This is a genomic window from Streptomyces sp. NPDC004065 (genome assembly GCF_044903565.1).
Taxonomy (GTDB): domain Bacteria; phylum Actinomycetota; class Actinomycetes; order Streptomycetales; family Streptomycetaceae; genus Streptomyces.
In genome coordinates this window covers 1-26,480 of the sequence record NZ_JBJDQT010000011.1, presented here as the reverse complement: position 1 = coordinate 26,480, position 26,480 = coordinate 1, and the positions used below count along the sequence as shown (strand labels likewise).

Genomic DNA, 26,480 nt, shown 5'->3' with positions numbered 1-26,480 from the left:
CGGGCCAAACGCCCGGATCAGGTGGGAGCCCGTACACCACTTCCCAGGACGTAACCCCAGGAGCATGCCGAGCAGGCACTCGCCGGATGTTTGCTGGACCCGCAACAGCTCGCCCTACTGACCGATGCTTCCTTGTGCCACGGGTGGTCGGGGCTCATACAGGCGGCCCGACGTGCTGCCGAGGACGAGAAGGACGGACAGCTCTACGACCTGCTCCCAAGGCTCTGGGCCGGGCTCACGACGCACCTCGAAGAGCACGGGCCACCGGCCCACTCCACACTCATGGAGGGCACCGCGGGACTGGACCTGGTCCGCCTCGACGACTCCAAGTGCGCCACGCCCGAGACGAGTTGGGATCTCTTCCTGCTGTTGAGCGGCTGACCCGATTCACCACCATTTCCCACCACCACGACGTAGCTAGGCTCTGCCCGCACTCCGCACAGGACGAGCCGGGCGCTCCCGGAAGGACATGTATGACTGAGCACAGCACTCCGCAGGAACTGCGCAACCGCCTGGTCGACCGGATCGTGAAGGCCAGCCTCCCAGGCCTCTACGACGCCCGGGTCGAGGACGCGATGCGCACGGTCCCCCGGCACGACTTTATTCCCCAGGCGTCTCTGGAACTGGCCTACGCCAACCAGGCCGTAACGATCAAGGACAACCCGGACCCCGACGCCCTGCCCCTCAGCTGCGCCTCACAGCCCGACGTGGTGTTCTTCATGCTCGCCCAACTGGCCATCCAGCCGGGCAACAACATCCTGGAGGCCGGCGCGGGCACCGGCTACAACGCCGCCCTCATGCGACACATCACCGGCCCGACCGGGACCGTCACCACGCTGGACTACCACGAGGACGTCGCTGCCCACGCGCGGCAGCGGCTCGACGCGACCGGCTTCAGCGACGTGCGGGTCCTCACGCGCGACGGCGCCCTGGGAGCCCCCGAATATGCGCCGTTCGACCGGCTGATCGCCACCGTCGGTGTATGGGACCTGCCCGCATCTTGGTGGGATCAGTTGGCCGTCGGTGGCCGCCTGGTGCTTCCGCTGCGCTGGCGCGGCCTGACTCGCAGCATCGCCTTCGTCCGCGAGGCCGACTGCCTGCGCTCGGAGTCCCTGGCCACCTGCGGCTTCCTGCCGATGATCGGCCAGGACGGCGAACGTGAGGGCTACGTCGACGAGGACCACCTGGTCAAGCTGTACTGGGATGCCGACCAGCCCATCCACGCGCTCAGCCTGCGCAAAAGCCTGGCCGAGGCGAAGGAACACCTCCTGTGGACCAACGTAGCCGTCGCACCGGACGAACCCCTCGACGCGATCTGGCTCCGCCTCAGCGCAGTGGATCCGGCGACCTGCCGCATCACCGTCCGCCCCGAGGCCTTCGCCAGCGCCGCCGGCCTCCATCGCCCGGCCATCCCCGCTCTGAGCCCTGCCCTGGTCGAAGGCGACTCCCTGGCGTACCTGGTTCTCGAACCGGTGGACGTTCAGGGCAGCAAGCGGTATCGGCTGGGCGCCGCCGGGTACGGGCCGGCCGGCCAGGAACTGGCCGAGCGACTGTGTGTGCAGCTGCGCGCCTGGGACGACGACCGCACCCTGCCACCGTCGATCATCGCGTACCCGGCGGGGACTCCCGACGAGAAGATGGCCAGCGGACACGTCATCGGCAAGCCATCAGGCCGCTTGGTCATCACGTACTGATTCTCGCCCTCGACCTGGCGCGGCAGTTGGCGCAACGGATGCGTCCGCTGCCGTGTCATGGCTGCGAACTTCACTCTCACCCTGGGCGCTGCCTACGACGCTGCACCGGAACGCCTACGGCCACTCCTGGTCCAGACCGTCGAGAAACGGCTTCCGGTTCGGCCACATCGTCACCACTGCAGCGCAGGGGCGGCAGGTGCGTGGCTGCCCCCTCTACCTCACCGCGGCGGGATGGTGGCTGACCAACCACTCGGACAGCCACCATCCCGCCTCTGCAAAACCCACCAGCCGCTCCTGCAACAAGCGTCGGCGTTTCGGCCAGTCTCAGTTCCGCGGCAAGCCGTACAGCACCGCTGCCGTACGTGCGACGCCCCCTGTTTCTGGGCCGCGCCAGCGACCGGAATCGAGCGTGTTCGATTCGCTCTCCACCTCGTTGAGCCAGGCACCGCCGGACCATCCAGGCACGGCGCCAACCCCAAGGAGGGATGCAGGTGCCCCAGACCGCCGCCTCTGCCGAAAGCTCCCCAACGCCTCCGCCCCCACCGCCGGCCACCATCGTCTACGAGGGAAAGTTCGGGAAGAACCCGCTGGAAGAAGCCGACTTCCGCAAGATGTGCGCACGGCTGCCGTCGGTCCTCGGCGACACCACATGGATGGCGTGGGCCGTCGACCGGCACGGAGTCGTCCTTCTCCTCGCCAGTCAGATTCTCACCGGAACTACGGCCGCCGTTGTCCTGGGCTTCACTGCGAAGGCCATGACCCACCTCCTCGGCGCCGGCACGGTGACCGAACGCCTGCACGCCGCCCTCCCCGCCCTCACGGTGGTCACGGCCGCGGCGGCCATCGGCCGGGTCAGCAGCGCCCTCGCCTCCTACGCCGACGGCCGGATCACGCCCCGCTTGGCCACCGAGGCCGATGTCGCCCTGGTCTCCGCGGTCTGTCGCGTCGAAGCCTCCGCCTACGGCACGGACGGCTTCGCCGACCGACAGGAAGCCGCCGAGGTCGGCGTCACCCGCACCACCATGATGGTCAAGGACGCCCAGCTGTTCATGTCCGCGCTCATCCGCATGATCGCCGCAGCCGGCGTGATCACCGCACTGCACTGGATGCTGCTCCCGCTACTGCTCCTCGCCGTGCTCCCCGCCGGCGCCGGAGCCGTGCTATCCGCCCGCATCGACTACGAGACCCACTACGCCAACGTCGGTGACCGCAACGTCCGCGGCATGATGCGCTGGTGGGCCACCTACCCCCGCCATGGCGACGAGGTCCGCGCCAACGGCATGACCGGCTACCTCACCTACTGGTACCGCGCCCTGTCCGAACGCATCGACCAGCGCACCCTGACCGCGGCACCGCGCATGCTCCGCATCGTCCTGGCAACCTCCGCTCTCGGCGGCCTGTTCCTCCTGCTCACCTGGGCGGCCCTCGCCTGGCTCGCCTCCACCGGCCGGGTCGGCCTACCGGTCGCCGCCACCGCCGTGGTCGGCGTCCAGACCGCGCTCGCCGCCCTGTCACAGGTCGTCATCCACGGCGCCGCTCTCTTCCACACCTCCCTCTACCTCGCCGACATGCGGTCCTTCCTCGACACCGCAGCCAAACAAGCCCCCCACCGCGGCCCCCTGACCATCCCGGAGCAGGTGGACGAGATCCGCCTCGACGAGGTCGCCTACCAGTACCCCGGCAAGGACCAGCCGGCGGTGGCCGGCGTCTCCCTCACCCTGCGCCGCGGCGAGATCCTCGCCATCGTCGGCGAGAACGGCTCCGGCAAGTCCACCCTCACCAAGCTCATCACCGGCATCCTGCTCGCCGACAAGGGCCGCGTCCTGTGGGACGGCACCGACCTCGCCGAGGCCGACCCCGAGTCGGTGTGGAAGCGCACCGCACTGGTCCCGCAGAACTTCGCCTGCTGGCCCCTGCGCGCCCGGGAGAACATCACCCTCGGCCAGCCCCGCACCTTCGACGACGGCCCCGTATGGGACGCCGTCGACGCCGTCGGTATGCGCGAGGCCATCGAGAAACTGCCCCGGCAGCTCGACACCCTCCTCGCACGCGAGCTGTTCGGCGGCGCCGAGCTGTCCGGCGGCCAGTGGCAGCGCCTGGCCTGCGCCCGCGCCCTCTACCGGCGCACCCCCCTGCTCATCCTGGACGAGCCGACCTCCCAGATGGACCCCCGCGGCGAGCACCAGATCTTCCTGGAGATCAAGCGGATCGCAGCCGATCGGATGACCATCGTGGTCACCCATCAGCTGGAGAACACCCGCCTCGCCGACCGGATCGTGGTCATGCAGCACGGCCGGATCATCGAACAGGGCCGGTACGACGACCTCGTCAACGCCGGCGGCCTCTTCGCGGAACTCGTGGCTCTCGCCCAGGACCGCTGACCCGTCCCTCACCCACATCGATGACCGACGCACCTTGGAGCCCCACGTGAACGAGGCTTGGACCACGATCGCCCGTCTCGCCACCCGGCTGGAGGAACATTCCACGCTCCCCCGCGAACAGCGGGTCCTCCTGCAGTTGCTCAAGATTCAGGAGGAGGCCGGCGAAGTCGCCGAGGCCGTGATCGGAGCGATGGGGCAGAACCCTCGCAAGGGCTTCTCCCACACCTGGGAGGAAGTTCAGGCGGAGGTCTGCGACGTCATCGTGACCGGCATGGTGGCCTTGATGCGGATGAACCCGGATGCTCGCAATGTGTTCGCCCGGCACACCGACAGTGAAGGCCCTACGCGACCGTGGGCACGGCGTCATCGCCTCCACCATTGAGCGCGACTGGCTTCGTTCACCTTCAGTGACAGCGTTTGTCGACCAGTTTGAGCGGCGGTTAGCGATCTCTGGGGCGATAAGTCTTCATGAGTTTTGACGGCGCTTCGCGTCAGTGATCTTGGCCTGCGGTCTGTGCGGAGCAGTCATCGTGACGCGCTTCGACCCCGATTCGACCCGGCCGATCTGTCCACACCGAAGAAACGGCGCCTGACCTGCGAAAACAGGGAACGGCAGACGAGTCGGGCTGTACGCCGGGTTCTGTTCCGGGGGGTCCTCGCGGGCCCTCCGGCGACGGCCATCCATCTAGGGCCGGCGTTGCCGCCGGCCTCGTGCGGTCTACCCGCGGACTCGGGCGGGCAGCCCTCGAACGTCCGCGCAGGAACCCCGGGGGGTTCCCTTTTGACCTTGCTCCGGGTGGGGTTTACCTAGCTGCCCAGGTCACCCTGGGCACTGGTGGTCTCTTACACCGCCGTTTCACCCTTACCGAGGACCGTGGTCCCCGGCGGTCTGTTTTCTGTGGCACTGTCCCGCGGGTCACCCCGGGTGGCCGTTAGCCACCACCCTGCCCTGTGGAGCCCGGACGTTCCTCGGGAAGCACCCCGTCAGGGGTACTCCACGCGGCCGTCCGCCCGGCTCGTCTGCCGTACCGACCATTGTACCGGGCGCGCCGGGTGCCCGGTCCATCCAGGCGCGGGAGGTCAGAGGAGGTCCCTGGTCTCCAGGTCGAAGGAGAAGGACTCGGAGAGGGTGAGGGGTTTGCCGAAGGGGCGGGTGCAGTGCGCTCGGTAGTCGTCCTCCTTCGGGTCGCTGAACAAGGTCACCGACGCCGGCTCCCGGTCGATGAGCAGGCAGAGGGGGACGCCCGCCCGGGCGTAGCAGCGGCGTTTGGCCTCGCGGTCCGTCTGCGGCTTGGTGGACGTCACCTCCAGCACCATGGCCACACCGTCGGCGGGCATCCACGGGTCCGCGGTGCCGAACAGGTCGAGTTCCACGGCGCCGAACGTGACCTCGGGGATCACATGGCTCTTCGGGCACGCCCCGCACTGGGCAGCTTCAGGCCCTTGTTCCCCGAGAAGTCCATGTCGGTCCGGGACCGTCTGATCACCTGCCTCACGACGCGGCTGATGTACTTCTCGTGCTCCCCGTCCCGCGGCGGCGTCACGACGATCTCTCCCTCGATCAGTTCGGCCCGGAAGCCCTCCGGGGTGCCGAGGGACAGGAAGATCTCCAGCAGGCCCTCGGCCGGCGTGGTGGGCTCGTGCGCCACGGCGGTCATGTCACGCCCCTCCCTCGGTCGGTCGCCAGAGTGGGACATCCGAGGATCACCTGTCCGAGAGATCGGGAGCCGTTCCCTCGATCGTGGCACAGGAGCACCGCCCCCGTCAGGCACCGCCGTGCCGCTCGCCGTCCGCCCGTCTTGACCCTCACGCAGCGTCAACGTCTGTACTTGCCTCATGCGGATCGGAGAACTCGCCGCGGTCGTCGGGGTCACCACGCGGACCGTGCGGCACTACCACCATCTGGGCCTGCTGCCCGAGCCGGAGCGGCGGGCCAACGGCTACCGGCACTACACACTGCGGCACGCCGTCGCGCTGGCCCGGATCCGGCGGCTGACGGAGCTCGGGCTGGGCCTGGCGGAGGTACGGGACGTGCTCGCCGAGGACGCGGGGCGGGACCTCGCCGAGGTGCTGGAGGAGCTCGACGCCGACCTGGCACGTCAGGAGGCGGCGATCCGGGACCGCAGGGCCCGGCTGCGCGCCCTGCTGGACACGGGAGAGCTGCCGGCCGAGGGGCCGGTCTCGCCGGGACTGGCCGCACTGTTCGCCGAGACGGCGGCCAGGCTGCCCGGCTCCCCGATGGCCGCCAAGGACCGGGAGATCCTCGCGCTGCTGGAGACGACCGCCGCCCCCGCGGACCGGGAGCGGATGGCGGAGGCCCTGAGCAGCGCCTTCGCCTCGCCCGAGGCGATCGCGCGGGCGCACCGGGCGTACACGATGCTCGACGCGCTGGCCGACGCGGCCCCCGACGACCCGCGGGTGGCCGAGACCGCGCGGGCGGTCGCGGAGTGCATACCGCCGCAGATGCTCCCGGGTGGGTTCCCGGACCTGGGGGTGGAGGCGGTGCCGGAAGCGGTGCCGGGGGCGGTGTCGGATGCCGTGGCGGAAGCCGTGCCGGGGCGGGACGGCGCCGCGACGGTCGGGGGCGACGGCGAAGGACGGGGCGGGGGCGGGGGCCGGGGCGTGGACGGGTTTCTGCGGGCCCTGTACGCCGACTTCGCTCCCGCCCAGGCCGAGGCCGTCCGGCAGGCGCTGCGGCTGCTCGCCCGGGGTCGCGGGGGCTGCGGGGGCGGCGGGCAGGGGGCGGCGGGATGAGGGCCGTTCTCCTGCTGGCGCGGCACGAACTGCGGCTGTTCGCCGGGCTTGCGCTGTGGGCGGCCCGGCGTACCCACGGCACCGGCGGCGGGCGGGCCTTCGGGTACGCCCGCGGGCAGGGCGCGGTCATGGCGGGGCTGGCGTTCGTGTGCCTGGTCGAGACGCTGACGATGTCCGTGCTGCTGCGGGACTGGCCCGCCGCGCACGCGGTGATGCTGTTCCTGGACGCCTACGCCGTCGTGTTCGTGATCGCCCTGCACGCCTCCTGCGTGGTCCGCCCGCACGTGCTGACCGCCGGTGAGCTGCGCGTACGGCACGCCGCGCACGTCGATCTGCGCATCCCGCTGGAGGCGATCGCCTCCGTACGGCGGGAGACGCGGTTCGCGCGGGAACGGCGCGAGCGGGCCGACGGCGAGCTGGACGTCCCCGTCGGAGGACAGACCTCCGTCACGGTGGAACTGGCCGCCCCCGTCACCCACGTCACCCTCCTGGGCGGGCGGCGGCGGGTGCGGGTGGTCCGCTTCCACGCCGAGGAGGCCGACCGGCTGGTCCGGGCGCTCAGTACGCTGGCGCCGAGCGCTACCTGAAGGAGACACCCCGTGCTTGTCCTGCTGCCCCCGTCCGAAGGCAAGGCCTCCGCCGGCCGCGGCGCCCCGCTCGCGATGGAGTCGCTGTCGCTGCCGGGGCTCGCCGCCGCCCGCGAGGCGGTGCTGACGGAACTGGTCGAGCTGTGCTCGGGCGACGAGGACAAGGCGCGCGAGGTGCTGGGGCTGAGCGAGGGGCTGCGCGGCGAGGTCGCCAAGAACGCGGCCCTGCGCGAGAGCGGCACCCGGCCCGCCGGGCAGATCTACACCGGCGTCCTCTACGACGCCCTCGGCCTGGCCTCCCTCGACACGGCGGCCAAGCGCCGCGCCGCGCGCTCGCTGCTGGTCTTCTCCGGACTGTGGGGTGCGGTGCGGGTGACGGACCGGATCCCGTCGTACCGCTGCTCGATGGGTGTGAAGCTGCCCGGACTGGGTGCGCTGGGCGCGCACTGGCGGGCGCCGATGGCCGAGGTGATGCCCGAGGTGGCGGACGGCGGGCTGGTGCTGGACCTGCGGTCCTCCGCGTACGCGGCGGCCTGGAAGCCCAAGGGCGGGGTCGCGGAACGCACGGCGACGGTACGGGTGCTGCACGCGCCGACCCGCAAGGTGGTCAGCCACTTCAACAAGGCGACCAAGGGGCGGATGGTACGGAGCCTGCTGTCGGCCGGGGCCGCCCCGGCGGGCCCCGCGGAACTGGTCGAGGCGCTGCGCGACCTCGGGTACGCCGTGGAGGCCGAGGCGCCGGGCGGAGCGGGGCGGAGCTGGTCGCTGGACGTGCTGGTGACGGACGTGCACTGAGGAGGGACGTGCGACGTGCGCTGTTGGCCGGGCGTGCGCTGAGGCTGTGGGCGGGCGTGCGCTGAGGGCGGCGCCCGGCGGGAGGGGTGCGGGGGCGAGCGCGGACGGGTCGTTGCAGCATGCGCAATGCTCGTTGCGGGTGGTGTTGCCGCTGGGCAGGATGTGGCCATGCCAGCGCCCTCCGCCCCCTCCTCCCCCGCCGCCGGCTCCTCTTCCCCCTCGCCGGACTCCGTGCTGGACATCGCGCCCGTCCTTCCCGTGGTCGTCCTGCACGACGTGGCCCACGCCGTGCCGCTGGCGCGGGCTCTGGTGGCCGGGGGGCTGCCCGCGGTCGAGGTGACCCTGCGCACCCCGGTCGCGCCCGAGGCGATCCGGGCGATCGCCGCGGAGGTGCCGGACGCGGTGGTCGGGGCGGGCACGGTGATCGGACCGGCGCAGGTGGACACGGCGGTGGACGCCGGGGCGCGGTTCCTGGTGAGCCCGGGCTGGACGGACCTGCTGCTGGAGGCGATGCGGGCCTGCGGGCGGCCGTTCCTGCCGGGGGTGTCGACCGCCTCGGAGGTCGTGGCGCTGCTGGAGCGCGGGGTGCGCGAGATGAAGTTCTTCCCGGCGCAGGCCGCGGGCGGCACCGCCTATCTGGAGTCGCTCGCCGGCCCGCTGCCCCAGGCCCGCTTCTGCCCCACCGGGGGCATCGGTCCGGACGTCGCGCCCGCGTATCTGTCCCTGCCCAACGTCGGCTGTGTGGGCGGCAGCTGGATGGTTCCGCCGGATGCGGTGGCCGGCCGGGACTGGGCCCGGATCGAGCGGCTGGCCCGTGCGGCGGCGGGGCTCAGCGCAGGTGGGACGTGTCGTTGAGGAGGCGCACGCTGGCGTTGCCGTCCGCGTAGTACGCCACCGCCGACAGGGACGCCGCCGACAGCTCCATGCGGAACAGCGACTCGGGCGGCGCCCCGAGGGCCAGCCGGACCAGGGTCTTGATCGGGGTGACGTGCGTGACGAGCAGGACCGTACGGCCCCGGTGGGCCGCGACCAGCCTGTCGCGGGTGGCGGCGATACGGCTGGCGGTCGCCGCGAAGCTCTCGCCGCCGCCGGTCGGCTCGGCGTCCGGGGAGGCCAGCCAGGCGTTCAGGTCCTCCGGGTAACGCTCGCGGACCTCACCGAAGGTGAGCCCCTCCCAGGCGCCGAAGTCCGTCTCCCGCAGACCGTCCTCCACCGTCACCTCCAGCCCGAGGCGGGCCGCGATGACGTCGGCGGTCTCCCGGGTGCGGGCGAGGGGGGAGGTGACGACGGCCTGGATCGTGCCGCGCCGGGCGAGCGCGGCGGCGGCCTTCTCGGCCTGCTCCCGGCCGGCCGCGGAGAGCGAGGGATCGCTTCCCCCGCTGCCCGAGAAACGCTTCTGCGGGGTCAGCGGCGTCTCACCGTGCCGCAGCAGTACGAAGGTGGCGGGCGCCCCGAGGTCGGCGGGCCCCCAGCCGGGCGAGGCGACCGTGCGGGCGGCGCGCTGGTCCGCGGTCTCCCGCACGCTGGCTCGCTGGGCGGTGGCGCCGTGTGGGGCGTTTTCGTTCGGGGAGGCGGCCTGTGGGGCGTTTTCGTTCGGGGAGGCGGCCTGTGGGGCACTTTCCTTCGCGGTGGCGGCCTGTGGGGTGGCGTTCTGAGTGGTGGTGCTCTGTGCGGTGGCGTCCTGCGCGGTGGTGCCCTGGGCAGCGGTGTTTCGTACGGCGGCTTGCCGCGGGGCGGTGCCCCGCGCGCCGGCCTCGCGGTCGAGGGCCGCCGACGAGGACGACGCCGACCAGCGTTCGCCCCGGGCGCCCGCGTCCATCGCCTCGTTGGCCAGGCGGTCGGCGTGCTTGTTGCGTTCGCGCGGGACCCACTCGTAGACGACCTGCCCGGGCGGGAACACCCCGGCCGCCTCCGCGGCCAGCGGCCTGAGGTCGGGGTGCTTGATCTTCCAGCGGCCCGACATCTGCTCGACGACGAGCTTGGAGTCCATGCGGACGCGGACGGACGCCGCCGGGTCCAGCGCGTGCGCGGCGCGGAGGCCGGCCAGCAGCCCCCGGTACTCGGCCACGTTGTTGGTGGTCACCCCGATGTACTCCGCGGCCTCGGCCAGGGGCTCGCCGGTGGCCGCGTCCAGTACGACCGCGCCGTAGCCCGCGGGCCCCGGGTTGCCCCGCGACCCGCCGTCCGCCTCGACGATGAACTCCCGCACGCCCGACCGCTCCTCACCCTCGTTCCCCGAGGCTCCCCGAGGTCCCCCGACGTTCTCCGACGCCGGCTCCCCTGCCCGCGTCGCCCGGGCCGAGGCCCTGGCGCCCGGCCCGCGCGCCCGGCCCACGTACCCCAGCCCACGTACCCCAGCCCACGTGCCCGGCCCGCGCGCCGGACCCGCGTCCTACGGGCCGGCCGGACTCGGCGCTCCGGGCCCGTGCCCTACAGGCCGGACTCGGCGGTGCGGACCAGGATGCGGCGGCAGTTCTCGCAGCGCACGACCGTGTCGGGGGCGGCCGAGCGGATCTCGTTCAGCTCGGTGATGGCGAGCTCCTGGCGGCAGCCCTGGCAGGTGCGCTGGTACAGCTTGGCGGCGCCGATGCCGCCCTGCTGCTCGCGCAGCCGGTCGTACAGCTTGAGCAGGTCCGCCGGGACGGAGCCCGCGATGACCTCGCGCTCCTTGGTCACCGAGGCCGCCTCGCCGTCGAGTTCCTCCAGGGCCGCGTCACGGCGGGCGGTCGCGTCGTCGATCTTCGCCTGGACGGAGCCGACCCGCTCGGTGAGTTCGGCGACCCGCTCCTGCGCGGACTCGCGGCGCTCCATGACCTCCAGGACGACGTCCTCGAGGTCGCCCTGGCGCTTGGCGAGGGAGGCGATCTCGTGCTGGAGGTTGGACAGGTCCTTGGGCGAGGTGACGGCGCCGGAGTCCAGGCGCTGCTGGTCGCGGGCGGCGCGGCGGCGCACCTGGTCCACGTCCTGCTCGGCCTTGGTCTGCTCGCGGGCGCAGTCGCTCTCCTCGGTCTGCGCGGCCACGAGCAGGTCGCGCAGCTGGGTGAGGTCCTTGGTCAGCGACTCGATCTCGGCGTGCTCGGGCAGCGACCTGCGCCGGTGCGCCAGCTGCTGCAGGCGGACGTCGAGGTCCTGCACGTCGAGGAGTCGGATCTGGTCGGCGGGCGCGGCGTTCAGTTGGGGGCTCCCGTTGCGCTAGTGGTGGAGGCGGACGCCGCGTGGGCGGTCCAGGGGTCGGTGACCGTCTTGGAGACGTGGACGCGCAGGTCCCATCCGTGCCGGTCGGAGATCTCGTCGAGCTGGGTGGCGGCCAGCTCGCACCAGGGCCACTCGGTGGCCCAGTGCGCCGCGTCGAGCAGCGCGAGAGGTCGGTGGGCGGTGTCGCGAGCGGCGGTGCCGTGAGCGGCGTCCGCCATGAACTCGGAGGCCGGGTGGTGGCGCAGGTCGGCGGTGAGGAAGGCGTCGACCCCGGCGGCGCGCACGGCGTCGAAGAGGCTGTCGCCCGAGCCCCCGCTGACGGCGACCGTGCGCACCCTCGCCCCCGGGTCGCCGGCGACCCGGATGCCCTGCGCGGTGGCGGGCAGCCGCTCGGCGGCGCGGGCGGCGAGTTCGCGGACGGTCAGCGGGTGGTCGAGTTCGCAGATCCGGCCCAGGCCCCGGCAGCCCTGGGGGTCGCTGGGGTCCGGCACCAGCGGGCGTACGACGCGCAGGTCCAGCGCTCCGGCGAGCGCGTCGCTGACGCCGGGGTCGGCGGTGTCGGCGTTGGTGTGCGCGACGTGCAGCGCGACGTCGTTCTTGATCAGGGTGTGCACCACGCGTCCCTTGAAGGTGGAGGCCGCCACCGTCGTCGTACCGCGCAGATAGAGCGGGTGGTGGGTGACCAGCAGGTCCGCGCCCAGCTTCACCGCCTCGTCGGCGATCTCCTGGACCGGGTCCACGGCGAACAGGACCCGGGTGACCTCCTGGTCGGGATCGCCCGCCACGGTGCCGACCGCGTCCCAGGACTCGGCCCGCTCGGCGGGCCACAGGTTCTCCAGTGCGGCGATGACTTCAGACAGACGGGGCACGGGTGCAAGGCTACCTGGGTGTTCACCCCGGCAGAACCGGCGCCGCCGCGCCGGGCCTCGGCGCCTGCGCCGGGGGGCCGCCCCGGGGGGCCGGGAGCGCCCGCGCCGGGGGCGGCGTACGCGCTGAAGATCAACTACTGGCGACCTTCGGACTTAACAGGGGCGATACCCCGCCAAGGCAACTGCATTGCCCGGGACGGCCGCTCGGCGACGTGCCGGGCGACCGCGTCGACGCCGGGCCGTGCCGGCCGTGCTGCCAGGTCCGCCGTCAGGATCAGGACGAAAAGGGAGACAGGGTGACGAAACGGCCAGCGGTGTCGGGGTACCCGACGGCCGCGAGACCCGCACACCGGAACGGAGAGCAAGCCGTGGCGCACGCCACGAGTGCCCGGGAGGTGCGGAGCCCCTGAAGGACGTCGACTTCCCGGCGACCAAGGACCAACTGGTGGAAGCCGCCGGTCCAGGAGGAACTGGACGGCTGACACGAACGGGAGGACACGGCAGAGCACCGAGGACGGGAGAGCACCATGGTCGGCAAGAAGATGGAAGGCAACGAGGAGCAGCGCAGGGCCGCGGCCCGTGAGGCGGCGGCCGACGGCGAGAACCCCAGCGCCCGCAACGAGACCACCGGCGCCTCCAAGCAGCGGACGCATCTGCGCCACGGCGGTTCCGTGACGCACGAGGACCGGATCGCGGCGAAGCACCGCGGCAAGCAGCAGTGGCGTCCCGGGGATCCGGCCGAGGAGCGGATCAAGGACCCGGCGGCGGTGGGCCCGGAACGGACCTTCGTCGAGCGCGAGCGCCAGGAGTACACCCCCGAGCACGAGCGGGTGTTCGAGGCGTTGTCGGCGGCACAGGCGGAGCACGACGGCGATGCCGTGCTCCTGGACGAGATCGCCCGGCGGGCGGACCTGCCGCCGGACGAGACGCGGGCGTTGCTGCACGATCTGACGCGGGTGCACCGCCTGGTGACGGAACTGGCGGGAGTCGACACCCCCGACATGGGCCCCCGCTGGGAGGCCAAGCCCCGGCTGTGACCCCCTCCGTCACCCGGTCACGTACGGGCAACACACCCGCGAGTACCTGACGAGCGCCGTGCTCGAGTGCCGGCGCGGCGACGAGCCGGCAGGAGTCCGCGGCGCTGCCACGGCGTGGGGCGGTGCCACGGCGCTGGGCGCTGCCACGGCGCTGGGCGCTGCCACGGCGTTGGGCGTGTGCCCGGCGCCGTCCCGGGGGCGCCCGTGACGGGTGCCGCCGCGCGGTGTGCGCCGGTGGTGGGCCGGGCAGCACACACGTCCTCCCCTTCTCAGCTGAATCGTTTCTGGGCCACCCGTACGTGTGAAGCCGCCGCCCGCCGGTCCTCCGCCCGTGCGTACGAAAACTAGCGTCCTCACCGGAGGTGACCCAACGATGACGGCCTGTGTTATCGAGCCTTCGGCGGCGGACGAGGACGACGGTGGGCCGCGAGCGGGCTGCACGATCACGGCGGACGGCGCCTACGCCGCCCGGCTCGCACGCAGCGGTGACTCCTGGTACCCGGAGCGCTGGACCCTGGACGGCCCGGAGCCGTACGCGGTGCCGCTGCCGGGCAACCAGCCCGAGGAGCCGGGCACGGAGGTGCAGCCGATGGGCGACGGCCGGGTCCTGATCCGGCGGCTGGTGGACGGCCGGCACACCTTCTCCCTGCTGTACCCGACCGGCCCGGGCACCGGCGAGCTGCCGCTCGGCGGCATCGAGTGCCCGGAGGACACCGGGCTGCGGCTGCTGCCGCCGGCACCCGGCGGCGAGCGGGCGTACGCGCTCGCGGTGGGCCCGCGCTCCTCGGCGGTGTGGCTGGTGGCGGGCGGCCCCTGCGGGCCGGAGTACCTGGCCGAGGTGCCGGGCCGCTGCTCGGGCGGGCTGTGGCTGGACCGCGGCGGGAGCATGCTCGCCCTGGACCGGGAGTCCGGCGGGCGCACCAAGGCGGTGGTGGTGGACCTGAGCCGTGGCGGCGAGGTGTCGCCGCTGCTGCAGATCGCCGCGGACAGCGACGACCGGCTGCTCCTCGCCGACCCCGACAGCGGGCTGCTGCTGATCCGCTCGGACGCGCCCTCGCCGGGCCGGGCCCGGCTGGGCTGGGGGGTGCTCGGCAGCACGCTGCCGGTGCGCTTCCCGGACTGCCTGCGGCCGGCGGACTGCGTGGTGACGCCGTTCGCCATCCAGCCGGGGCAGGTGCTGACGCCCGAGCAGTGCGCGGTGGCACTGCGCTGCGACGGCGCCTCCGGCAGCTGGGTCGGCGTGTGGCGGCCCGCCGAGCGCCGGGTACGTCATCTGCCGCCGCCCGAGGGCTGGTTGACCGGGTGCGGGGTGTGGACCGGGGACGGCGAGCTGCGGCTGCCGTACGCCACGGAGACGGTGCCCTGCGGGGTGGCGCGGTGGACGGCGGCCGGGCAGGAGACGGCGGCGGTGACGGGGCAGGAGACGGCGGCGGAGTACGGGTACGACGCGGGGGGCGGTGCGGGGACGGGGATCGGCGCGGAGACGGCCTTCGGTGCGGAGACCACGATCGGTGCGGAGACCGCGATCGGTGCGGGTACGGCCGTCGGTGCGGGGACGGCCATCGCCGTCGGTGCGGGGACGGCCACCGGTTCCGGTCGCGGTTCCGGCACGGTCACGGGTCCCGGCACGGACACGGGTCCCGGCACGGTGACGCAAAGGGACACGGTCACGGAAACGGTGACGGGAACGGACACGGTGACGGGAACGGACACGGGGGTCTGGCGGCGGGTGACCGCGGAGGTGGTGTGGCCCGTCGCGCGTGCGCGGGAGCACGTGCCGCCGGACGCCGCGCCGGAGGTGTCCGGGTACACCGCGGAGGCGGCCGGCGAGGGCGGACGCTCCGGGGGGACCGGTGAGCCCGAACAGGCCGTGGACCAGGGGGAATCGGAGGCTCCGGTCCCCTCCGCACCGCGTCCCGTTCCGCTTCAACAGGCGCCGCTGGGGCGGCTTGTAACGAAGTAGTGCCGGTTGGCGTGGCCGCCTGGATTCGGCCCGAGGTGTGCCGGTTAGACTCGCCCGGCTGTACGAAAGATCATGTCGACGGGGTGAATTCTTCCGATGAGCAACGCCACTACGACCCAGCCGCTCGAGGCGCGCGAGGCCGAGGCCCAGGAGGGCCGCGGCCACGGCAGGCACCGCGGCCCGGTCTCGTCCCAGGACGGCGAGACGGCCCCCCGCGGCCGTCACCGCAAGCCGGCCGACGAGAGCGGAGCGGCCGCCTGACGGCGCGAGGGAACAACGCGGCGGCCCCGTCCTTCACCAGGGCGGGGCCGTTTCGTGTCCCCGGGCTCTCACCGCCCGCGCCGTTCCCCGCGCCGGGGACCACCCGCGCGTGCGAGCGGGAGCACCGCCGTCCCGCTCACCCGTGGTCCACCGTGGTGCCGGCGAGGACCGGGGCGTCGTCCCGTTCGGCCGCGCTCACGGTCACCCGTACCCGGCCGTCCCCGCGCCACATGCGGATGCGCAGGGTCTCACCCGGGTACGCCACCCCGGCGAAGCGCGTGGCGCAGGAGCGGACGCGGGTCACGTCGCCGTCGAGCAGGGTGTCGACGACCGCCTTCAGCGTCACGCCGTAGGTGCACAGGCCGTGCAGGACGGGCCGGTCGAACCCGGCGCGCGCGGCGAACTCCGGGTCGGCGTGCAGCGGGTTGAGGTCGCCGCTCAGCCGGTACAGCAGCGCCTGGTCCCCGCGCAGACGCCGCTCGACGGTGCGGTCCGGCCCGCCGGTGGGGGCGGGCGTGCGGGCGGAGGGTCCGCGGTCGCCGCCCCAGCCGCCCTCCCCGCGTACGTGGACGACCGCGTCGCCGGTCCACAGCGGGCCCTCGGCGTCGGCGGCCTCGGTGCGCATCACGAGGACGGCGGCCGTGCCCTTGTCGTACACGGCGACGATGCGGTCGGCGGTGGTGGCGGTGCCCTGCGCGGGGAGGGGCCGGTGCACGGTCAGGCTCTGGCCGCCGTGCAGGACGCGGGCGAGGTCGACGTCGACACCGGGCAGGCTCAGGGCCCTGATCACACCGGGCGCGCCGGCCCCGGCGACGGTGGCGAAGCTCGGCAGGACGTGCAGCCGGGTCTCCAGCGTGTAGCGCAGTTCGCGCGGGTCGGTGGCGGGGACGCCGGCGCCGATGCCGAGGTGGTAGAGCTGGACGTCCTTCGGGGTCCAGGAGATCTCACCGGTCCGGGGCGCGGCGGCGAGGGCCTTGGCTGCGTCGATGGGCATGGGCGCTGCACTCCTACGGGTCCGGTCGCCCCTGTATAGCCCGGCGCCCGCCGGTCGCGGAAGATCTTGGCGGACCCCGGCCCCGCGCTCCGGCCCCACGCGCCGCCCCCGCGCGCCGGCCCGACGGCCGGCATCGACGGGCATCTGCCCAACGACGAGCATCTGCCCGACGGTGGGCACCGTCCCGACGGCGGACACCAGCCGGACCGCGGACACCGACGGACATCGGCCCGACGGCCGGCACCGGCCACCCGTGACATTTGTCCCGGCCGAGTCCGTACAAGCGCATCTGCCGGGTCCGGGCCCGGGTCCGTAGCGTCGCAGACATGACACAGACACCGAGTGCCGTGTCCTTCACGGGGGCGGTCAAGACCTTCGCCGCGGCCCGCGGCGCGGGCGTCGTACGCGCCGTCGACGGCGTGGACCTGGAGATCGGCCGGGGAGAGACGGTGGCCCTGCCCGGACGCAACGGCGCGGGCAAGTCGACCGCCATCTCACTGCTGCTCGGCCTGAGCGCGCCGGACGCGGGCAGGGTGGAACTGTTCGGCGGCCCGCCGGAGCGTGCCGTGCGCGCCGGGCTGGTCGGGGCGATGCTCCAGGAGGCGCGGGCGGTGCCCCGGGTCACGGTGCGCGAACTGGTCGGGTTCGTGGCCGGGCGGTACCCCGATCCGCTGCCCGTCGCCCGGGCTCTGGAGCTCGCCGGGATCTCCGCTCTGGCGGCGCGCCGCGTGGACCACGGGCGTGGTGAACATGGTGTGCAACCTGGGGCTGGCGGTGCTCGGCGGCCTGTGGTTCCCCGTCGCGCTGTTCCCGGGGTGGCTGCGCGCCCTGTCGGCGTACACGCCCACCCGCCGGTTCGCCGAACTCGGGACGTCGGTCACCCAGGGGCACGCCCCGGCGGCGGCTGCCATCCTCGTACTGGCGGTCTGGCTGCTGGTGTTCGGCTCGTACGCCGTGCTGTCCTACCGGCGGCACGCGGGGACGGTGTGAGGGGCCGATGGGACCGATGGGACCGAATGGGACGGCGTGGAGGCAGGACATGAGGCGCTTTTGGAGCGAGCGGCGGGCGGCCGGCAAGGAGCGCTGGACGGCCGAGCACGCGGGGCCGCCGCCCACCGGCTTCTCCCTGCTGCCCTGGCTGCTGCTGGGGCTGGGCTCGCTGTCCAACGTCCTCCAGGGCAAGACGCCCAACCCGTGGATCGGCGGCCTGGGCCTGCTCGCCTTCAACTCGCTGTACATCCACGTGGTCTTCCGCGCCTTCTGCAAGCGGACGCGCGAGGCGGTCTCCACCCGGGTGGCGCTGCTGCTCCTGGGTGCGGTGACCACCGCCCTGGCGCTCGCCTACGGCGGCAGCTGGCTGCTGTTCTTCCCGCTGCTGGGCCTGGCGGCCGGCGCGATCGTGCGCGGGCCCTGGCTGGGCAGGACGGGTCTGCTGCTGTCCGCCCTGGCCGGCGCCGTCTCCGCCCTGCACGAGGGCTGGAACGGCATCAACATCGCCTACGGCACGTTCCTGTCCAGCATGGTGACCGCCGCGATCCTCAGCCTGAGCGAAGCCGTGCGCGAACTGCGCGCCGCCCGCGAGGAACTGGCCCGCCGGGCCGTTGAGGAGGAGCGGCTGCGCTTCTCCCGGGACCTGCACGACCTGCTCGGCCACACGCTGTCCGTGATCGTGGTGAAGTCGGAGGCGGCCCGCCGCCTGGCACCCCGCGATCTGGGGGCGGCGCTCGCGCAGGTCACCGACATCGAGTCGGTCGGCCGCCAGGCGCTCACCGAGATCCGCGAGGCGGTCACCGGCTACCGCGAGGGCAGCCTGAGCACCGAACTGGACCGTGCGCGCTCGGCGTTGACCGCGGCCGGCATCGAGCCCGCGGTACGCCGCTCGGGTCCCGTGCTGAGTCCGCGGACCGAGGCGCTGCTGGGCTGGGTGGTGCGCGAGGCGGTCACCAACGCCGTACGGCACAGCGGCGCGACCCGCTGCGAGATCACCGTGGACGGCACGGACGAACGCGTCCGGCTCACCGTCGCCGACAACGGCGGCGGCGCCGCTCAGGTCCCGGACGCGGGCGGCGTCCCGGACACGGGCAACGGCGCGGACACGGGCAACGGCGCGGACACGGGCGACGGCGCGGACACGGGCGACGGCGCGGGCATGCGGAGTGCCATGGACGAGGGCGCCGGCCCGGCCCCCGGCGGCACCGGCCTCAAAGGCCTCACCGAGCGCCTCGCCGCCGCGGGTGGCTCCCTGCGGGCCGGGCCGTCGCCGCACGGCGGGTTCGCGGTCACAGCGGAGCTCCCGACCGAGCGCGAGGAGTCCGCCGCGGGGTTCGCCGGGGACCTCGCGGAGGCGCCCGCCGCGGACGGGCCCGGGCGGGCCGCCGATCCCGCGCACGCCTGAGCCTGCCCGCCCCACCGTCCGCTTCCCTACTCTTGCGCCGTGAACGAGATGCCGCGGGAGCGGGAGCACCGCTCCGACAAGCCGATCCGCCTCCTGCTCGCCGAGGACCAGGGCATGATGCGCGGTGCGCTCGCCCTGCTGCTCGGCATGGAGGACGACATCGAGGTCGTCGCGCAGGTCGCGTCCGGCGACGCGATCGTGGCCGCCGCTCTCGACCACCGTCCCGACGTGGCCCTGCTGGACATCGAACTGCCGGGCAGGAGCGGCCTGGACGCCGCCGCCGAGCTGCGCGAGCGGGTGCCCGGCTGCCGGGTGCTGATCCTGACCACCTTCGGCCGCCCCGGCTATCTGCGCCGGGCGATGGAGGCGGGTGCGGCGGGCTTCCTGGTCAAGGACGGCCCGGTGGAGGAGCTGGCCGCCGCGGTGCGCCGGGTGCTGGCCGGGGAGACGGTGGTCGACCCGGCGCTCGCGGCCGCCGCCCTGAGCGCCGGGCCGAATCCCCTCACCGGCCGTGAGCGGGACGTGCTGGAGGCGTCGGCCGACGGGGCGACGGTCGCGGACATCGCCGCCAGGCTGCACCTGTCGGAGTCCACCGTGCGCAACTACCTGTCCTCCGCGATCGGCAAGACCGGGACCCGCAACCGCATGGAGGCCATGCGCGAGGCCCGCCGCCAGGGCTGGCTGTGACCGCCGCGACGAAGCCGCCCCGGGACCGGATCCCCACGGAATGGTCAAGAAATAGTTAGGACGCCAAAACACCGGAATAGTTGCCCGCGCATACGAGGTTCCCCCTGCACCCGTCCACGCGGGACGGCCACGACCAGCGCGTACGACCGCCAACCGGACAGCGCGTACGACCGCATACCGAACAGCGACGTACGGCCCGTACTGGACAGCGGCGTACGGCCGCGAACCGGACAGCGACGTACGACCGCGAACCGCACCCGGCCGTCCCCGTCCCGTCCCGCGCGGGCGGTCGTGAACCGCCGCTCAAGGCCCGGAGGCCCTCCCACATGACGCTCACGACGACCCACCGGCCCGCCCGGAGCGCGGGCGGAGCCCTGGTCCCGGTGCTCGCCTTCGCGGGAATCGTGGTCGCGGTGATGCAGACCCTGCTCGTCCCGGTCATCAAGGACCTGCCGCAGCTGCTGGACACCTCACCCGGCAACGCCACCTGGGTGCTGACCTCCACCCTCCTCTCCGGCGCCGTGGCCACACCGATCATGGGCCGCCTCGGCGACCTGTACGGCAAGCGCCGCATGCTGATCACCTCGCTCGCGGTGATGGTGGCCGGCGCGCTGGTCAGCGCGATGACCAGCGCGCTGCTGCCCATGATCGTGGGCCGTACCCTGCAGGGCTTCGCGATGGGCGCCATCCCGCTCGGCATCGGCCTGATGCGGGACATGCTGCCGCGCGAGCGGCTCGGCTCGGCGATGGCCCTGATGAGCTCGTCGATCGGGGTGGGCGGCGGACTGGCGCTGCCCGCCGCGGCCCTGGTCGCCCAGCACACCGACTGGCACGTCCTGTTCTACGGCGCCGCCGGCCTCGGCGTGCTGTGCGTCGCCCTGACGCTGCTTGCCGTGCCCGAGTCCCCTATGCGCGCGCGGGGCTCCTTCGACCTGCCGGGCGCGCTCGGTCTGTCGGCCGGGCTGGTGCTGTTCCTGCTGCCGATCACCAAGGGCGGCGACTGGGGCTGGACCTCGGCCGGCACCCTCGGCCTGTTCGCCGCCTCGGCGGCGGTCCTGCTCGCGTGGGGCGTGCTGGAGCTGCGCGTCCAGGCGCCGCTGGTGGACCTGCGCACCACCGCCCGCCCCGCCGTGCTGTTCACCAACCTGGCCTCGATCATGGTCGGCGTCTCGTTCTACGTCGTCTCGCTGGTCCTGCCGCAGCTGCTCCAGCTGCCCACCTCCACCGGTTACGGCCTGGGCCAGTCGATGGTCTCGGCGGGTCTGCTCATCGCCCCGCTCGGCCTGACGATGATGTTCACCGCGCCCGTCTACGCCCGCCTGTCCGCGCGGTACGGCCCCAAGGTCACGCTGATCACCGGCCTGCTGATCATCGCGATCGGCTACGGCGCCGGGCTCGGCCTGATGAGCGCCGCCTGGCAGAGCCTGGTCATCGCGGTGGTCCTGGGCGCCGGCATCGGCCTGGCGTACTCCTCGCTGCCCGCGCTGATCGTCGGGGCGGTCCCGGCGTCCGAGACGGGCGCGGCCAACGGCCTCAACACCCTGATGCGCTCCATCGGCACCTCGGTCTCCAGCGCCGTCGTCGGCATGGTGCTCGCGAACACGGCGCACACCGTGGGCGGTGTCGCCGTCCCCACCCTGCACGGCTTCCGCGTCTCGTTCCTGATCGCCACGGCCGCCGTCGCGACCGGCCTGGTGCTGGCCCTCTTCCTGCCCGGCCGCCGGGCCGCCGCCCGCCCCCGGTTGCGTGCCGCCAGCGAGGAGGACCTGAACCTCGCCCGCGCGACGCAGGCCCTGCGCGGCTTCCGCGGCCGGGTGCTCGGCGCCGACGGCGCCCCCGTCGCCCGGGCCAAGGTCACGCTGATCGACCGCCGGGGGCGCCAGGCCGGCGCGGCGCTCACCGCCGAGGACGGCGGCTACGCCCTCGAGGTCCCGGCCGGCGGACCGTACGTCCTGGCCGCCCGTGCCGCCGGCCACGGCCCGCACGCCTGTGCGGCAAGTCACCCGGGCGACGACCGCCCGGTCGACCTGGACCTGTCCCTGCCGGGCGAGACGGTCACCGCCTGAGCGGCCCGCGGCCGTGGGCGGGGTGCGCGGGTGAGATCCACGCCACCGCACCCCCGGTCGCCCCGGCGGCGGGGGGTGCGGCAGCATGGCCCGAGCGCACGTACGACCGGAAGGAACCCCATGTCAGCGGCCCCCGAGCCGGAGATCCTCGCCGCCTTCGAGGCCGCGAAGGGCTTCATGCCCACGGACGAGGGCCTCGCCCTGCACCGTGCCGCCGTCGACGCCGCCCGGCTCGGGCTGCCGCTGCTGGAGGTCGGCACCTACTGCGGGCGGTCCACTATCCTGCTCGCCGACGCGGCCCGGCAGGCGGGCGTCACCGCGCTCACCGTCGACCACCACCGCGGCAGCGAGGAGCAGCAGCCCGGCTGGGACTACCACGACCCGGGCACCGTCGACCCCGAGCTCGGGCTGATGGACACGCTGCCCACCTTCCGGCGCACGCTGTACCGGGCCGGCCTGGAGGAGCACGTGGTGGCGCTGGTGGGCCGCTCGCCGCAGGTCGCCGCGGTGTGGAACACCCCGCTCGGGCTCGTCTTCGTGGACGGCGGCCACACCGACGAGCACGCCACGGCAGACTACGAGGGCTGGGCCCCGCACGTGGCGGTGGGCGGGCTGCTGCTCATCCACGACGTGTTCCCCGACCCCGTGGACGAGTTCACCGGACAGGCCCCGTACCGGGTGTACCTGCGGGCCCTTCGGTCCGGGGAGTTCACCGAGGTCTCGGTGACCGGCTCCCTGCGCGTCCTGCGGCGAACGGCGGCGGGCGAGGGCCGGCCGGTGGCCTGACCGTGTTGACCGCCCCCGGCAGGCACTGCTGGAGTCGGCGCATGGACAGCATCCCCGCCAACCGGCGGTTCTGGAACCGGATCAGCGACGCCTACCAGCACCGGCACGACCCGCGGATCGGCGCCGCACCCCGGCTGTGGGGCATGTACTCCGTCCCCGACGCGCAGCTGCACGCCCTGGGCGACGTCTCCGGCAAGCGCGTCCTCGAACTCGGCTGCGGCGCCGGCCAGTGGTCCAGGGCGCTCGCCGCCGAGGGCGCCCGCGTGGTCGGGCTCGACCTGTCCGAGGCGCAGCTCGCCGCGGCGGCCCGCGCGAGGGGAGCGGCCCGCTACCCGCTGGTGCAGGGCGCCGCCGAGCAACTCCCCTTCGCCGCCGCCAGCTTCGACCTGGTGTTCTGCGACTTCGGCGGGCTCAGCTGGGCGCCCCCGCACCTGGCCGTCCCCGAGGCCGCGCGCGTGCTCGGCCGGGGCGGACGCCTGGTGTTCAACGTCGCCGGCCCATGGTTCGAAGCCTGCTACGACGAAGCCGCCGGCCGTGTGACCACGACGCTCCAGAAGGACTACTTCGGGCTGGACGCCATCACCGAGGACGACGGCGCGACCAGCTATCAGCTCACCTACGGCGACTGGGTCAGGGTCCTGCGCGGCGCGGGTCTCGTCATCGACGACCTCATCGAGCCGCGGCCCGCACCCGGAACGCCCAACGGCTACAACGAGACCGACCCGCCCGACTGGGCACACCGCTGGCCGGCGGAACTGCTGTGGGTGACCCACAAGCCCTGAGTCCCGCCGCGGAGGACCCCGGCCGCGAGGGGGTGGGCGGCCGCGGAGCCTGCGGGCTCCCTCGGACTGCCCGTAAGGTGGCTGACGTGTCGTACCTGGGACCCGAGTTCGATCAGCCGCGGCCCGAGGGCGCCCGTCGCCCGCGTCGTGGGCCGCTGACCGTCGCCCTCGCCGCGCTGGTGCCCGGCGCGCTGCTGGGCTGGCTGGTGTACGAGGCGGTGGGCCCGGACGGGGGCGGCTCCGGCCGGGCGGTGGCGCCGGCCGCCGGTGCGGCGTCCTCGCACGTGTCGCCGCCGGTGCCGTCGTATCCGGGCCAAGGGGAGGAGCGACCGGGTTCCGCGGGCTCCCCCGCGCGGCGCTCCCCGTCCTCCCCGTCCTCCGCGCCCGCCGCCGGCGCGCTCAAGGGCAAGGTCGTCGTCATCGACCCGGGACACAACCCCGGCAACTTCCGGCACACCTCGGAGATCAACCGCACGGTGGACATCGGCACCCACCGCAAGGAGTGCGACACCACCGGTACCTCCACCAACGCCGGTTACAGCGAGGCCCGTTTCACCCTGGACGTGGCCCACAGGCTGCGCACGCTGCTCGAACGGCAGGGCGCCACGGTGAAGCTGACCCACGACGACGGCTCGCCGTCCTGGGGCCCGTGCGTGGACGAGCGGGCCCGGATCGGCAACGCCGCGCACGCGGACGCCGCCATCTCGCTCCACGCGGACGGCGCGGCGGCCGGCGACCGCGGCTTCCACGTCATCCTCCCGGCGTCGGTGCACGCCGGGGCGGCGGACACCCGCCGTATCGTCGCCCCCTCCCGGGACCTCGGGGAGCGCGTGGCGGGCAACTTCCTCCGGGTCACGGGCGAACCGCCGTCCAACTACGTCGGCGGCGGCACCGGTCTCGTCACGCGTCAGGACCTGGGCGGTCTCAATCTGTCAACGGTTCCCAAGGTGTTCATCGAGTGCGGCAACATGCGCGATAGCAAGGACGCGGCATCGCTGAGCAGCGGTGACTGGCGGCAGAAGGCGGCGGAGGGGATCTCTGAGGGAATCGTGAGTTTCCTGCGCGCGTCCTGACGGCAGCACGGATCCGGGCGGACATCCCACTCGGCCGGACGATAGTGTCACCCGTACGATGAGGGGCCACCCCCGCGCTTCCCACCGAGGAGCCCTACGGCGATCCGGTGACAGCGACGCCTCTGACCGACGACGAGACGACCTACGAAGGACCTGAAGTGAATATCCGCTCCCTCACTCGGGGCGACGGCGTGGTGATCGGAGCAGCGGTGTTGCTCTTCATCGCGTCGTTCCTCGACTTCTACTCCCTGTCCATCGGAGGCTACTCCGACAGCAGGAGCGCGTGGGACTCCCTCGGCATGGGGCTCGGCACCTACATGGGCGCGGTCATCGGTGCCGCCCTGATCGTCGTCAACCGCTGTCTGCCGCAGCCGCGCAAGGTGGCCGGACTCGACCTCGGGACGATCGGCGTGGGCTTCACCGTGCTGGCCGCCTGGACCCTGTTCTGGACGCTGGTGGACCTCGGCGACGGCGTCGACGCCGGGTCCGGCCTGATCCTCGGCTTCATCGCGGCCCTGGTGCTGGCCGCCGCCGCGATCGCCACCCCGCTGGTCCCCGCCCTCCAGGGCGCGCTGATGCCGGCGCCGAAGCCGGCCGCGCCGCAGCCCTACGGGGCGCCGCAGCAGGGCGGTTACGGCTACCCGGGCGCCCCGCAGGCGGCGTTCGGCGGCCAGCCGCAGCAGACGCAGCCCTTCCCCGGCGGGCAGCCGCAGCAGACGCAGCCGTCGGCGGCGTTCTCGCCGTTCTGGTTCGCCGTGCCGGCGCCGCGGCCGCTGTTCGGGGAGGACGGCGCCTCGCAGATCGCCGAACTGGCGCCCGGTGTGTGGTACTTGGCCGTGGAACAGCGCGGCCAGGGCCTGCTGACGGAGATGCAGGACGGCCGCCGCGGTGTCCTCCAGGACGCGTCGAACATCCAGCGCGGCTGAGTTCCCTCCGGCCACGCCGACGGCCCCTCGCCCCCAGCGGGCGGGGGGCCGTCGGCGTTCCCCGGGGCCCCGCCGGGCCGGGCCGCCCCGGGAGGAGGGCCGGGTGGGCCCGGGTCGGCCGCCCGTCAGCCGCCCGTCAGTTCGGAGGTGGAGGGCACCTTGTCCTTCACCTCGGCGCCCGCGCTCTTGCCGGCCTCCTTCACCTTGTCGATGACGTCGTTGAAGGCCTTGGCCGCCGAGCCGTCGCCCTTGCGGAGCTTGGCGGGCAGTTCCTTCAGGCCGGCGATGGCCGCCTCGATCGGGGCGAGCGCCTTGGACAGCGTCGGGTCGCCCTGGGCGTTGCGCACGGCCGCCTTGAGCCGGTTGTACGCGAACGCGCCCGCCAGGCCCGCCTTGATGAGCGTCGTCCTGCGGTGCGGCGCGCCCTTCTTGAACTTGCCCTGCTTGTACGGCTTCCAGATCCACTGGTAGGTGGCTCCGGCCGCCAGGGCCGCGTTGGCCACGAAGCGCGTCTTGGCGAACTTCTGCTTCTCCGCGGACGTACTGGGGCTGGGCGTGGCCGCCGCGACGGCGACGGTCGGGCTGTGCGGTGAGGCGCCCTGGTTCGCGGCCCACGCGGTGGATCCGGCGAGCAGGGCGCAGCAGAGGGTGAGCGCCACAGCGAGGCGCCGTATCGGTACGGGCACGGTGTCCTCCTGTCGAGGTGTGGCTCCGTGTGCTCCGTGCGTCCGTGTGATCCCGCCGCTCCCCGCTGAAACAGCGGCACCACGAGGGGTGCGCCGGGTGCTTGGGGTGTCACTCCCCGTAGGCATTACAGGTTTCAATCAGGATTGAGGGGCCAGACGGACGTCATGTCCCCTCGCTATCGCACGGGTTCCCACTCCGCCGGTACGGTCGTCGCGGTGGTCGCCGACGTCATGGCCGTCATCCTCGGACTGTGGATCCTCATGTATCTGCTGGACGCCAACCGGGCCAACGACCTGGTGCAGTTCGTCCATGACGCGGCCAACTGGCTGGCGGGCTGGTCGCGTGACCTGTTCACCTTCGACGAGGCCTGGGCCCGCGTGGTCGCCGGCTACGGGCTGGCCGCCGTGGTCTATCTGTTCGTGGGCCACGCCATAGCCAACCGGATCCACCGCCACTGACAGTGAGGATGTTCGTGAGCGTCTCCCGGCGGGGTCTGACCCAGCCACTGACTGACCTTGGGTCCTCAACGGGATCTGTCGGCCCCGGCC

General features: G+C 73.4%; 24 protein-coding genes, 1 other RNA gene and 3 pseudogenes. 21 read left to right on the top strand and 7 right to left on the bottom strand.

Annotation, left to right across the window (positions count from 1 at the left end; translation table 11 throughout):
- Positions 1-90 precede the first annotated feature (90 nt).
- From ACI2LW_RS14445 to ACI2LW_RS14430, 4 genes are all read left to right on the top strand, one after another.
- Entirely contained in the window at positions 91-381 is a 291-nt protein-coding gene (locus tag ACI2LW_RS14445; protein WP_404731502.1) for a lanthionine synthetase LanC family protein, read from the top strand.
- Between the two features lie 92 nt (positions 382-473).
- Positions 474-1,694 carry a methyltransferase, FxLD system gene (gene fxlM / locus ACI2LW_RS14440; protein ID WP_404731501.1) on the top strand — a complete coding sequence of 407 codons (1,221 nt, stop codon included), beginning with the start codon at positions 474-476 and terminating at the stop codon, positions 1,692-1,694.
- Between the two features lie 485 nt (positions 1,695-2,179).
- Positions 2,180-4,075 carry an ABC transporter ATP-binding protein gene (locus ACI2LW_RS14435; protein WP_404731500.1) on the top strand — a complete coding sequence of 632 codons (1,896 nt, stop codon included), beginning with the start codon at positions 2,180-2,182 and terminating at the stop codon, positions 4,073-4,075.
- A 46-nt stretch (positions 4,076-4,121) separates the two neighbouring features.
- Positions 4,122-4,457, top strand: coding sequence for a MazG-like family protein (locus ACI2LW_RS14430; protein ID WP_404731499.1), 336 nt, complete (start codon positions 4,122-4,124; stop codon positions 4,455-4,457).
- Positions 4,458-4,688: 231 nt separating this feature from the next.
- On the opposite strand, the gene rnpB is transcribed toward ACI2LW_RS14430, so the two are convergent.
- Together rnpB and ACI2LW_RS14420 are read right to left on the bottom strand one after the other, a co-directional pair.
- Positions 4,689-5,094: RNase P RNA component class A (rnpB, locus tag ACI2LW_RS14425), an RNA gene on the bottom strand.
- A 61-nt stretch (positions 5,095-5,155) separates the two neighbouring features.
- Positions 5,156-5,733, bottom strand: a pseudogene (locus tag ACI2LW_RS14420) (Uma2 family endonuclease).
- Between the two features lie 178 nt (positions 5,734-5,911).
- Here ACI2LW_RS14420 and ACI2LW_RS14415 point away from each other — a divergent pair.
- The 4 genes from ACI2LW_RS14415 (at position 5,912) to eda (ending at position 9,066) form a co-directional block, all read left to right on the top strand.
- Complete coding sequence (locus ACI2LW_RS14415) at positions 5,912-6,829, top strand: MerR family transcriptional regulator (RefSeq protein ID WP_404731498.1); 918 nt, start codon at positions 5,912-5,914, stop codon at positions 6,827-6,829.
- The gene (locus tag ACI2LW_RS14410) at positions 6,826-7,416 is read left to right on the top strand and encodes a hypothetical protein (protein WP_404731497.1); all 591 of its coding nucleotides are present in this window, start codon (positions 6,826-6,828) and stop codon (positions 7,414-7,416) included. Before ACI2LW_RS14415 ends, ACI2LW_RS14410 begins: the two co-directional genes overlap by 4 nt.
- Positions 7,417-7,428: 12 nt before the next feature.
- Positions 7,429-8,211, top strand: coding sequence for a peroxide stress protein YaaA (yaaA, locus tag ACI2LW_RS14405; protein ID WP_404731496.1), 783 nt, complete (start codon positions 7,429-7,431; stop codon positions 8,209-8,211).
- A gap of 168 nt (positions 8,212-8,379) precedes the next feature.
- A complete protein-coding gene (gene eda / locus ACI2LW_RS14400; protein ID WP_404731495.1) occupies positions 8,380-9,066 on the top strand; it encodes a bifunctional 4-hydroxy-2-oxoglutarate aldolase/2-dehydro-3-deoxy-phosphogluconate aldolase in 687 nt (228 codons plus the stop codon).
- Here eda and ACI2LW_RS14395 read toward each other — a convergent pair.
- The 3 genes from ACI2LW_RS14395 to ACI2LW_RS14385 all read right to left on the bottom strand — a co-directional run bounded on the left by ACI2LW_RS14395 (position 9,041) and on the right by ACI2LW_RS14385 (position 12,275).
- Positions 9,041-10,420 (bottom strand): bifunctional RNase H/acid phosphatase, encoded by a 1,380-nt coding sequence (locus ACI2LW_RS14395; protein WP_404731494.1) that lies wholly within the window; start codon positions 10,418-10,420, stop codon positions 9,041-9,043. The two genes, eda and ACI2LW_RS14395, sit on opposite strands and share 26 nt — an antisense overlap.
- A gap of 221 nt (positions 10,421-10,641) precedes the next feature.
- Complete coding sequence (locus tag ACI2LW_RS14390; RefSeq protein WP_404731629.1) at positions 10,642-11,385, bottom strand: zinc ribbon domain-containing protein; 744 nt, start codon at positions 11,383-11,385, stop codon at positions 10,642-10,644.
- Positions 11,382-12,275 (bottom strand): Nif3-like dinuclear metal center hexameric protein, encoded by an 894-nt coding sequence (locus tag ACI2LW_RS14385; protein WP_404731493.1) that lies wholly within the window; start codon positions 12,273-12,275, stop codon positions 11,382-11,384. Before ACI2LW_RS14385 ends, ACI2LW_RS14390 begins: the two co-directional genes overlap by 4 nt.
- A gap of 527 nt (positions 12,276-12,802) precedes the next feature.
- Here ACI2LW_RS14385 and ACI2LW_RS14380 point away from each other — a divergent pair.
- The 3 genes from ACI2LW_RS14380 (at position 12,803) to ACI2LW_RS14370 (ending at position 15,536) form a co-directional block, all read left to right on the top strand.
- Complete coding sequence (locus tag ACI2LW_RS14380) at positions 12,803-13,312, top strand: hypothetical protein (protein ID WP_404731492.1); 510 nt, start codon at positions 12,803-12,805, stop codon at positions 13,310-13,312.
- Between the two features lie 373 nt (positions 13,313-13,685).
- A complete protein-coding gene (locus ACI2LW_RS14375) occupies positions 13,686-15,275 on the top strand; it encodes a hypothetical protein (RefSeq protein WP_404731491.1) in 1,590 nt (529 codons plus the stop codon).
- 96 nt (positions 15,276-15,371) lie between these two features.
- Complete coding sequence (locus ACI2LW_RS14370) at positions 15,372-15,536, top strand: hypothetical protein (protein WP_404731490.1); 165 nt, start codon at positions 15,372-15,374, stop codon at positions 15,534-15,536.
- 136 nt (positions 15,537-15,672) lie between these two features.
- On the opposite strand, the gene ACI2LW_RS14365 is transcribed toward ACI2LW_RS14370, so the two are convergent.
- Positions 15,673-16,530 (bottom strand): MaoC/PaaZ C-terminal domain-containing protein, encoded by an 858-nt coding sequence (locus ACI2LW_RS14365; protein WP_404731489.1) that lies wholly within the window; start codon positions 16,528-16,530, stop codon positions 15,673-15,675.
- A 326-nt stretch (positions 16,531-16,856) separates the two neighbouring features.
- On the opposite strand from ACI2LW_RS14365, the pseudogene ACI2LW_RS14360 reads away from it, so the two are divergent.
- The 9 genes and pseudogenes from ACI2LW_RS14360 to ACI2LW_RS14320 form a co-directional block, all read left to right on the top strand.
- Positions 16,857-17,276 (top strand): annotated as a pseudogene (locus tag ACI2LW_RS14360) (ATP-binding cassette domain-containing protein); the annotation flags it as partial.
- Positions 17,257-17,520: pseudogene (locus ACI2LW_RS14355) on the top strand (ABC transporter permease); the annotation flags it as partial. The pseudogenes ACI2LW_RS14360 and ACI2LW_RS14355, both read left to right, overlap by 20 nt.
- A gap of 7 nt (positions 17,521-17,527) precedes the next feature.
- Positions 17,528-18,925 carry a histidine kinase gene (locus ACI2LW_RS14350; RefSeq protein ID WP_404731488.1) on the top strand — a complete coding sequence of 466 codons (1,398 nt, stop codon included), beginning with the start codon at positions 17,528-17,530 and terminating at the stop codon, positions 18,923-18,925.
- Positions 18,926-18,973: 48 nt separating this feature from the next.
- The gene (locus tag ACI2LW_RS14345; RefSeq protein WP_404731628.1) at positions 18,974-19,612 is read left to right on the top strand and encodes a response regulator; all 639 of its coding nucleotides are present in this window, start codon (positions 18,974-18,976) and stop codon (positions 19,610-19,612) included.
- Between the two features lie 326 nt (positions 19,613-19,938).
- Positions 19,939-21,678: an MFS transporter gene (locus ACI2LW_RS14340; RefSeq protein WP_404731487.1), complete on the top strand. Its 1,740-nt coding sequence runs from the start codon at positions 19,939-19,941 to the stop codon at positions 21,676-21,678.
- A 120-nt stretch (positions 21,679-21,798) separates the two neighbouring features.
- Positions 21,799-22,464 (top strand): class I SAM-dependent methyltransferase, encoded by a 666-nt coding sequence (locus ACI2LW_RS14335; protein ID WP_404731486.1) that lies wholly within the window; start codon positions 21,799-21,801, stop codon positions 22,462-22,464.
- 41 nt (positions 22,465-22,505) lie between these two features.
- Entirely contained in the window at positions 22,506-23,246 is a 741-nt protein-coding gene (locus ACI2LW_RS14330) for a class I SAM-dependent methyltransferase (RefSeq protein ID WP_404731485.1), read from the top strand.
- 86 nt (positions 23,247-23,332) lie between these two features.
- Positions 23,333-24,319 carry an N-acetylmuramoyl-L-alanine amidase gene (locus ACI2LW_RS14325; protein ID WP_404731484.1) on the top strand — a complete coding sequence of 329 codons (987 nt, stop codon included), beginning with the start codon at positions 23,333-23,335 and terminating at the stop codon, positions 24,317-24,319.
- 158 nt (positions 24,320-24,477) lie between these two features.
- Positions 24,478-25,245 carry a hypothetical protein gene (locus ACI2LW_RS14320; protein ID WP_404731627.1) on the top strand — a complete coding sequence of 256 codons (768 nt, stop codon included), beginning with the start codon at positions 24,478-24,480 and terminating at the stop codon, positions 25,243-25,245.
- Between the two features lie 125 nt (positions 25,246-25,370).
- Here ACI2LW_RS14320 and ACI2LW_RS14315 read toward each other — a convergent pair whose 3' ends face one another.
- Positions 25,371-25,931, bottom strand: a complete 561-nt coding sequence (locus tag ACI2LW_RS14315; protein WP_404731483.1) for a hypothetical protein — start codon at positions 25,929-25,931, stop codon at positions 25,371-25,373.
- A gap of 165 nt (positions 25,932-26,096) precedes the next feature.
- On the opposite strand from ACI2LW_RS14315, the gene ACI2LW_RS14310 reads away from it, so the two are divergent.
- Complete coding sequence (locus ACI2LW_RS14310; RefSeq protein ID WP_404731482.1) at positions 26,097-26,390, top strand: hypothetical protein; 294 nt, start codon at positions 26,097-26,099, stop codon at positions 26,388-26,390.
- The last annotated feature ends 90 nt before the right edge of the window (positions 26,391-26,480 follow it).

Excerpts from the sequence above, each read along its gene's own strand:
- fxlM (WP_404731501.1), top strand. The coding sequence starts at position 474 with ATGACTGAGCACAGCACTCCGCAGGAACTGCGCAACCGCCTGGTCGAC.
- ACI2LW_RS14435 (WP_404731500.1), top strand. The coding sequence starts at position 2,180 with ATGCAGGTGCCCCAGACCGCCGCCTCTGCCGAAAGCTCCCCAACGCCT.
- ACI2LW_RS14415 (WP_404731498.1), top strand. The coding sequence starts at position 5,912 with ATGCGGATCGGAGAACTCGCCGCGGTCGTCGGGGTCACCACGCGGACC.
- ACI2LW_RS14410 (WP_404731497.1), top strand. The coding sequence starts at position 6,826 with ATGAGGGCCGTTCTCCTGCTGGCGCGGCACGAACTGCGGCTGTTCGCC.
- eda (WP_404731495.1), top strand. The coding sequence starts at position 8,380 with ATGCCAGCGCCCTCCGCCCCCTCCTCCCCCGCCGCCGGCTCCTCTTCC.
- ACI2LW_RS14380 (WP_404731492.1), top strand. The coding sequence starts at position 12,803 with ATGGTCGGCAAGAAGATGGAAGGCAACGAGGAGCAGCGCAGGGCCGCG.
- ACI2LW_RS14375 (WP_404731491.1), top strand. The coding sequence starts at position 13,686 with ATGACGGCCTGTGTTATCGAGCCTTCGGCGGCGGACGAGGACGACGGT.
- ACI2LW_RS14370 (WP_404731490.1), top strand. The coding sequence starts at position 15,372 with ATGAGCAACGCCACTACGACCCAGCCGCTCGAGGCGCGCGAGGCCGAG.
- ACI2LW_RS14365 (WP_404731489.1), bottom strand. The coding sequence starts at position 16,530 with ATGCCCATCGACGCAGCCAAGGCCCTCGCCGCCGCGCCCCGGACCGGT.
- ACI2LW_RS14350 (WP_404731488.1), top strand. The coding sequence starts at position 17,528 with ATGGGACCGATGGGACCGAATGGGACGGCGTGGAGGCAGGACATGAGG.
- ACI2LW_RS14345 (WP_404731628.1), top strand. The coding sequence starts at position 18,974 with ATGCCGCGGGAGCGGGAGCACCGCTCCGACAAGCCGATCCGCCTCCTG.
- ACI2LW_RS14340 (WP_404731487.1), top strand. The coding sequence starts at position 19,939 with ATGACGCTCACGACGACCCACCGGCCCGCCCGGAGCGCGGGCGGAGCC.
- ACI2LW_RS14335 (WP_404731486.1), top strand. The coding sequence starts at position 21,799 with ATGTCAGCGGCCCCCGAGCCGGAGATCCTCGCCGCCTTCGAGGCCGCG.
- ACI2LW_RS14330 (WP_404731485.1), top strand. The coding sequence starts at position 22,506 with ATGGACAGCATCCCCGCCAACCGGCGGTTCTGGAACCGGATCAGCGAC.
- ACI2LW_RS14310 (WP_404731482.1), top strand. The coding sequence starts at position 26,097 with ATGTCCCCTCGCTATCGCACGGGTTCCCACTCCGCCGGTACGGTCGTC.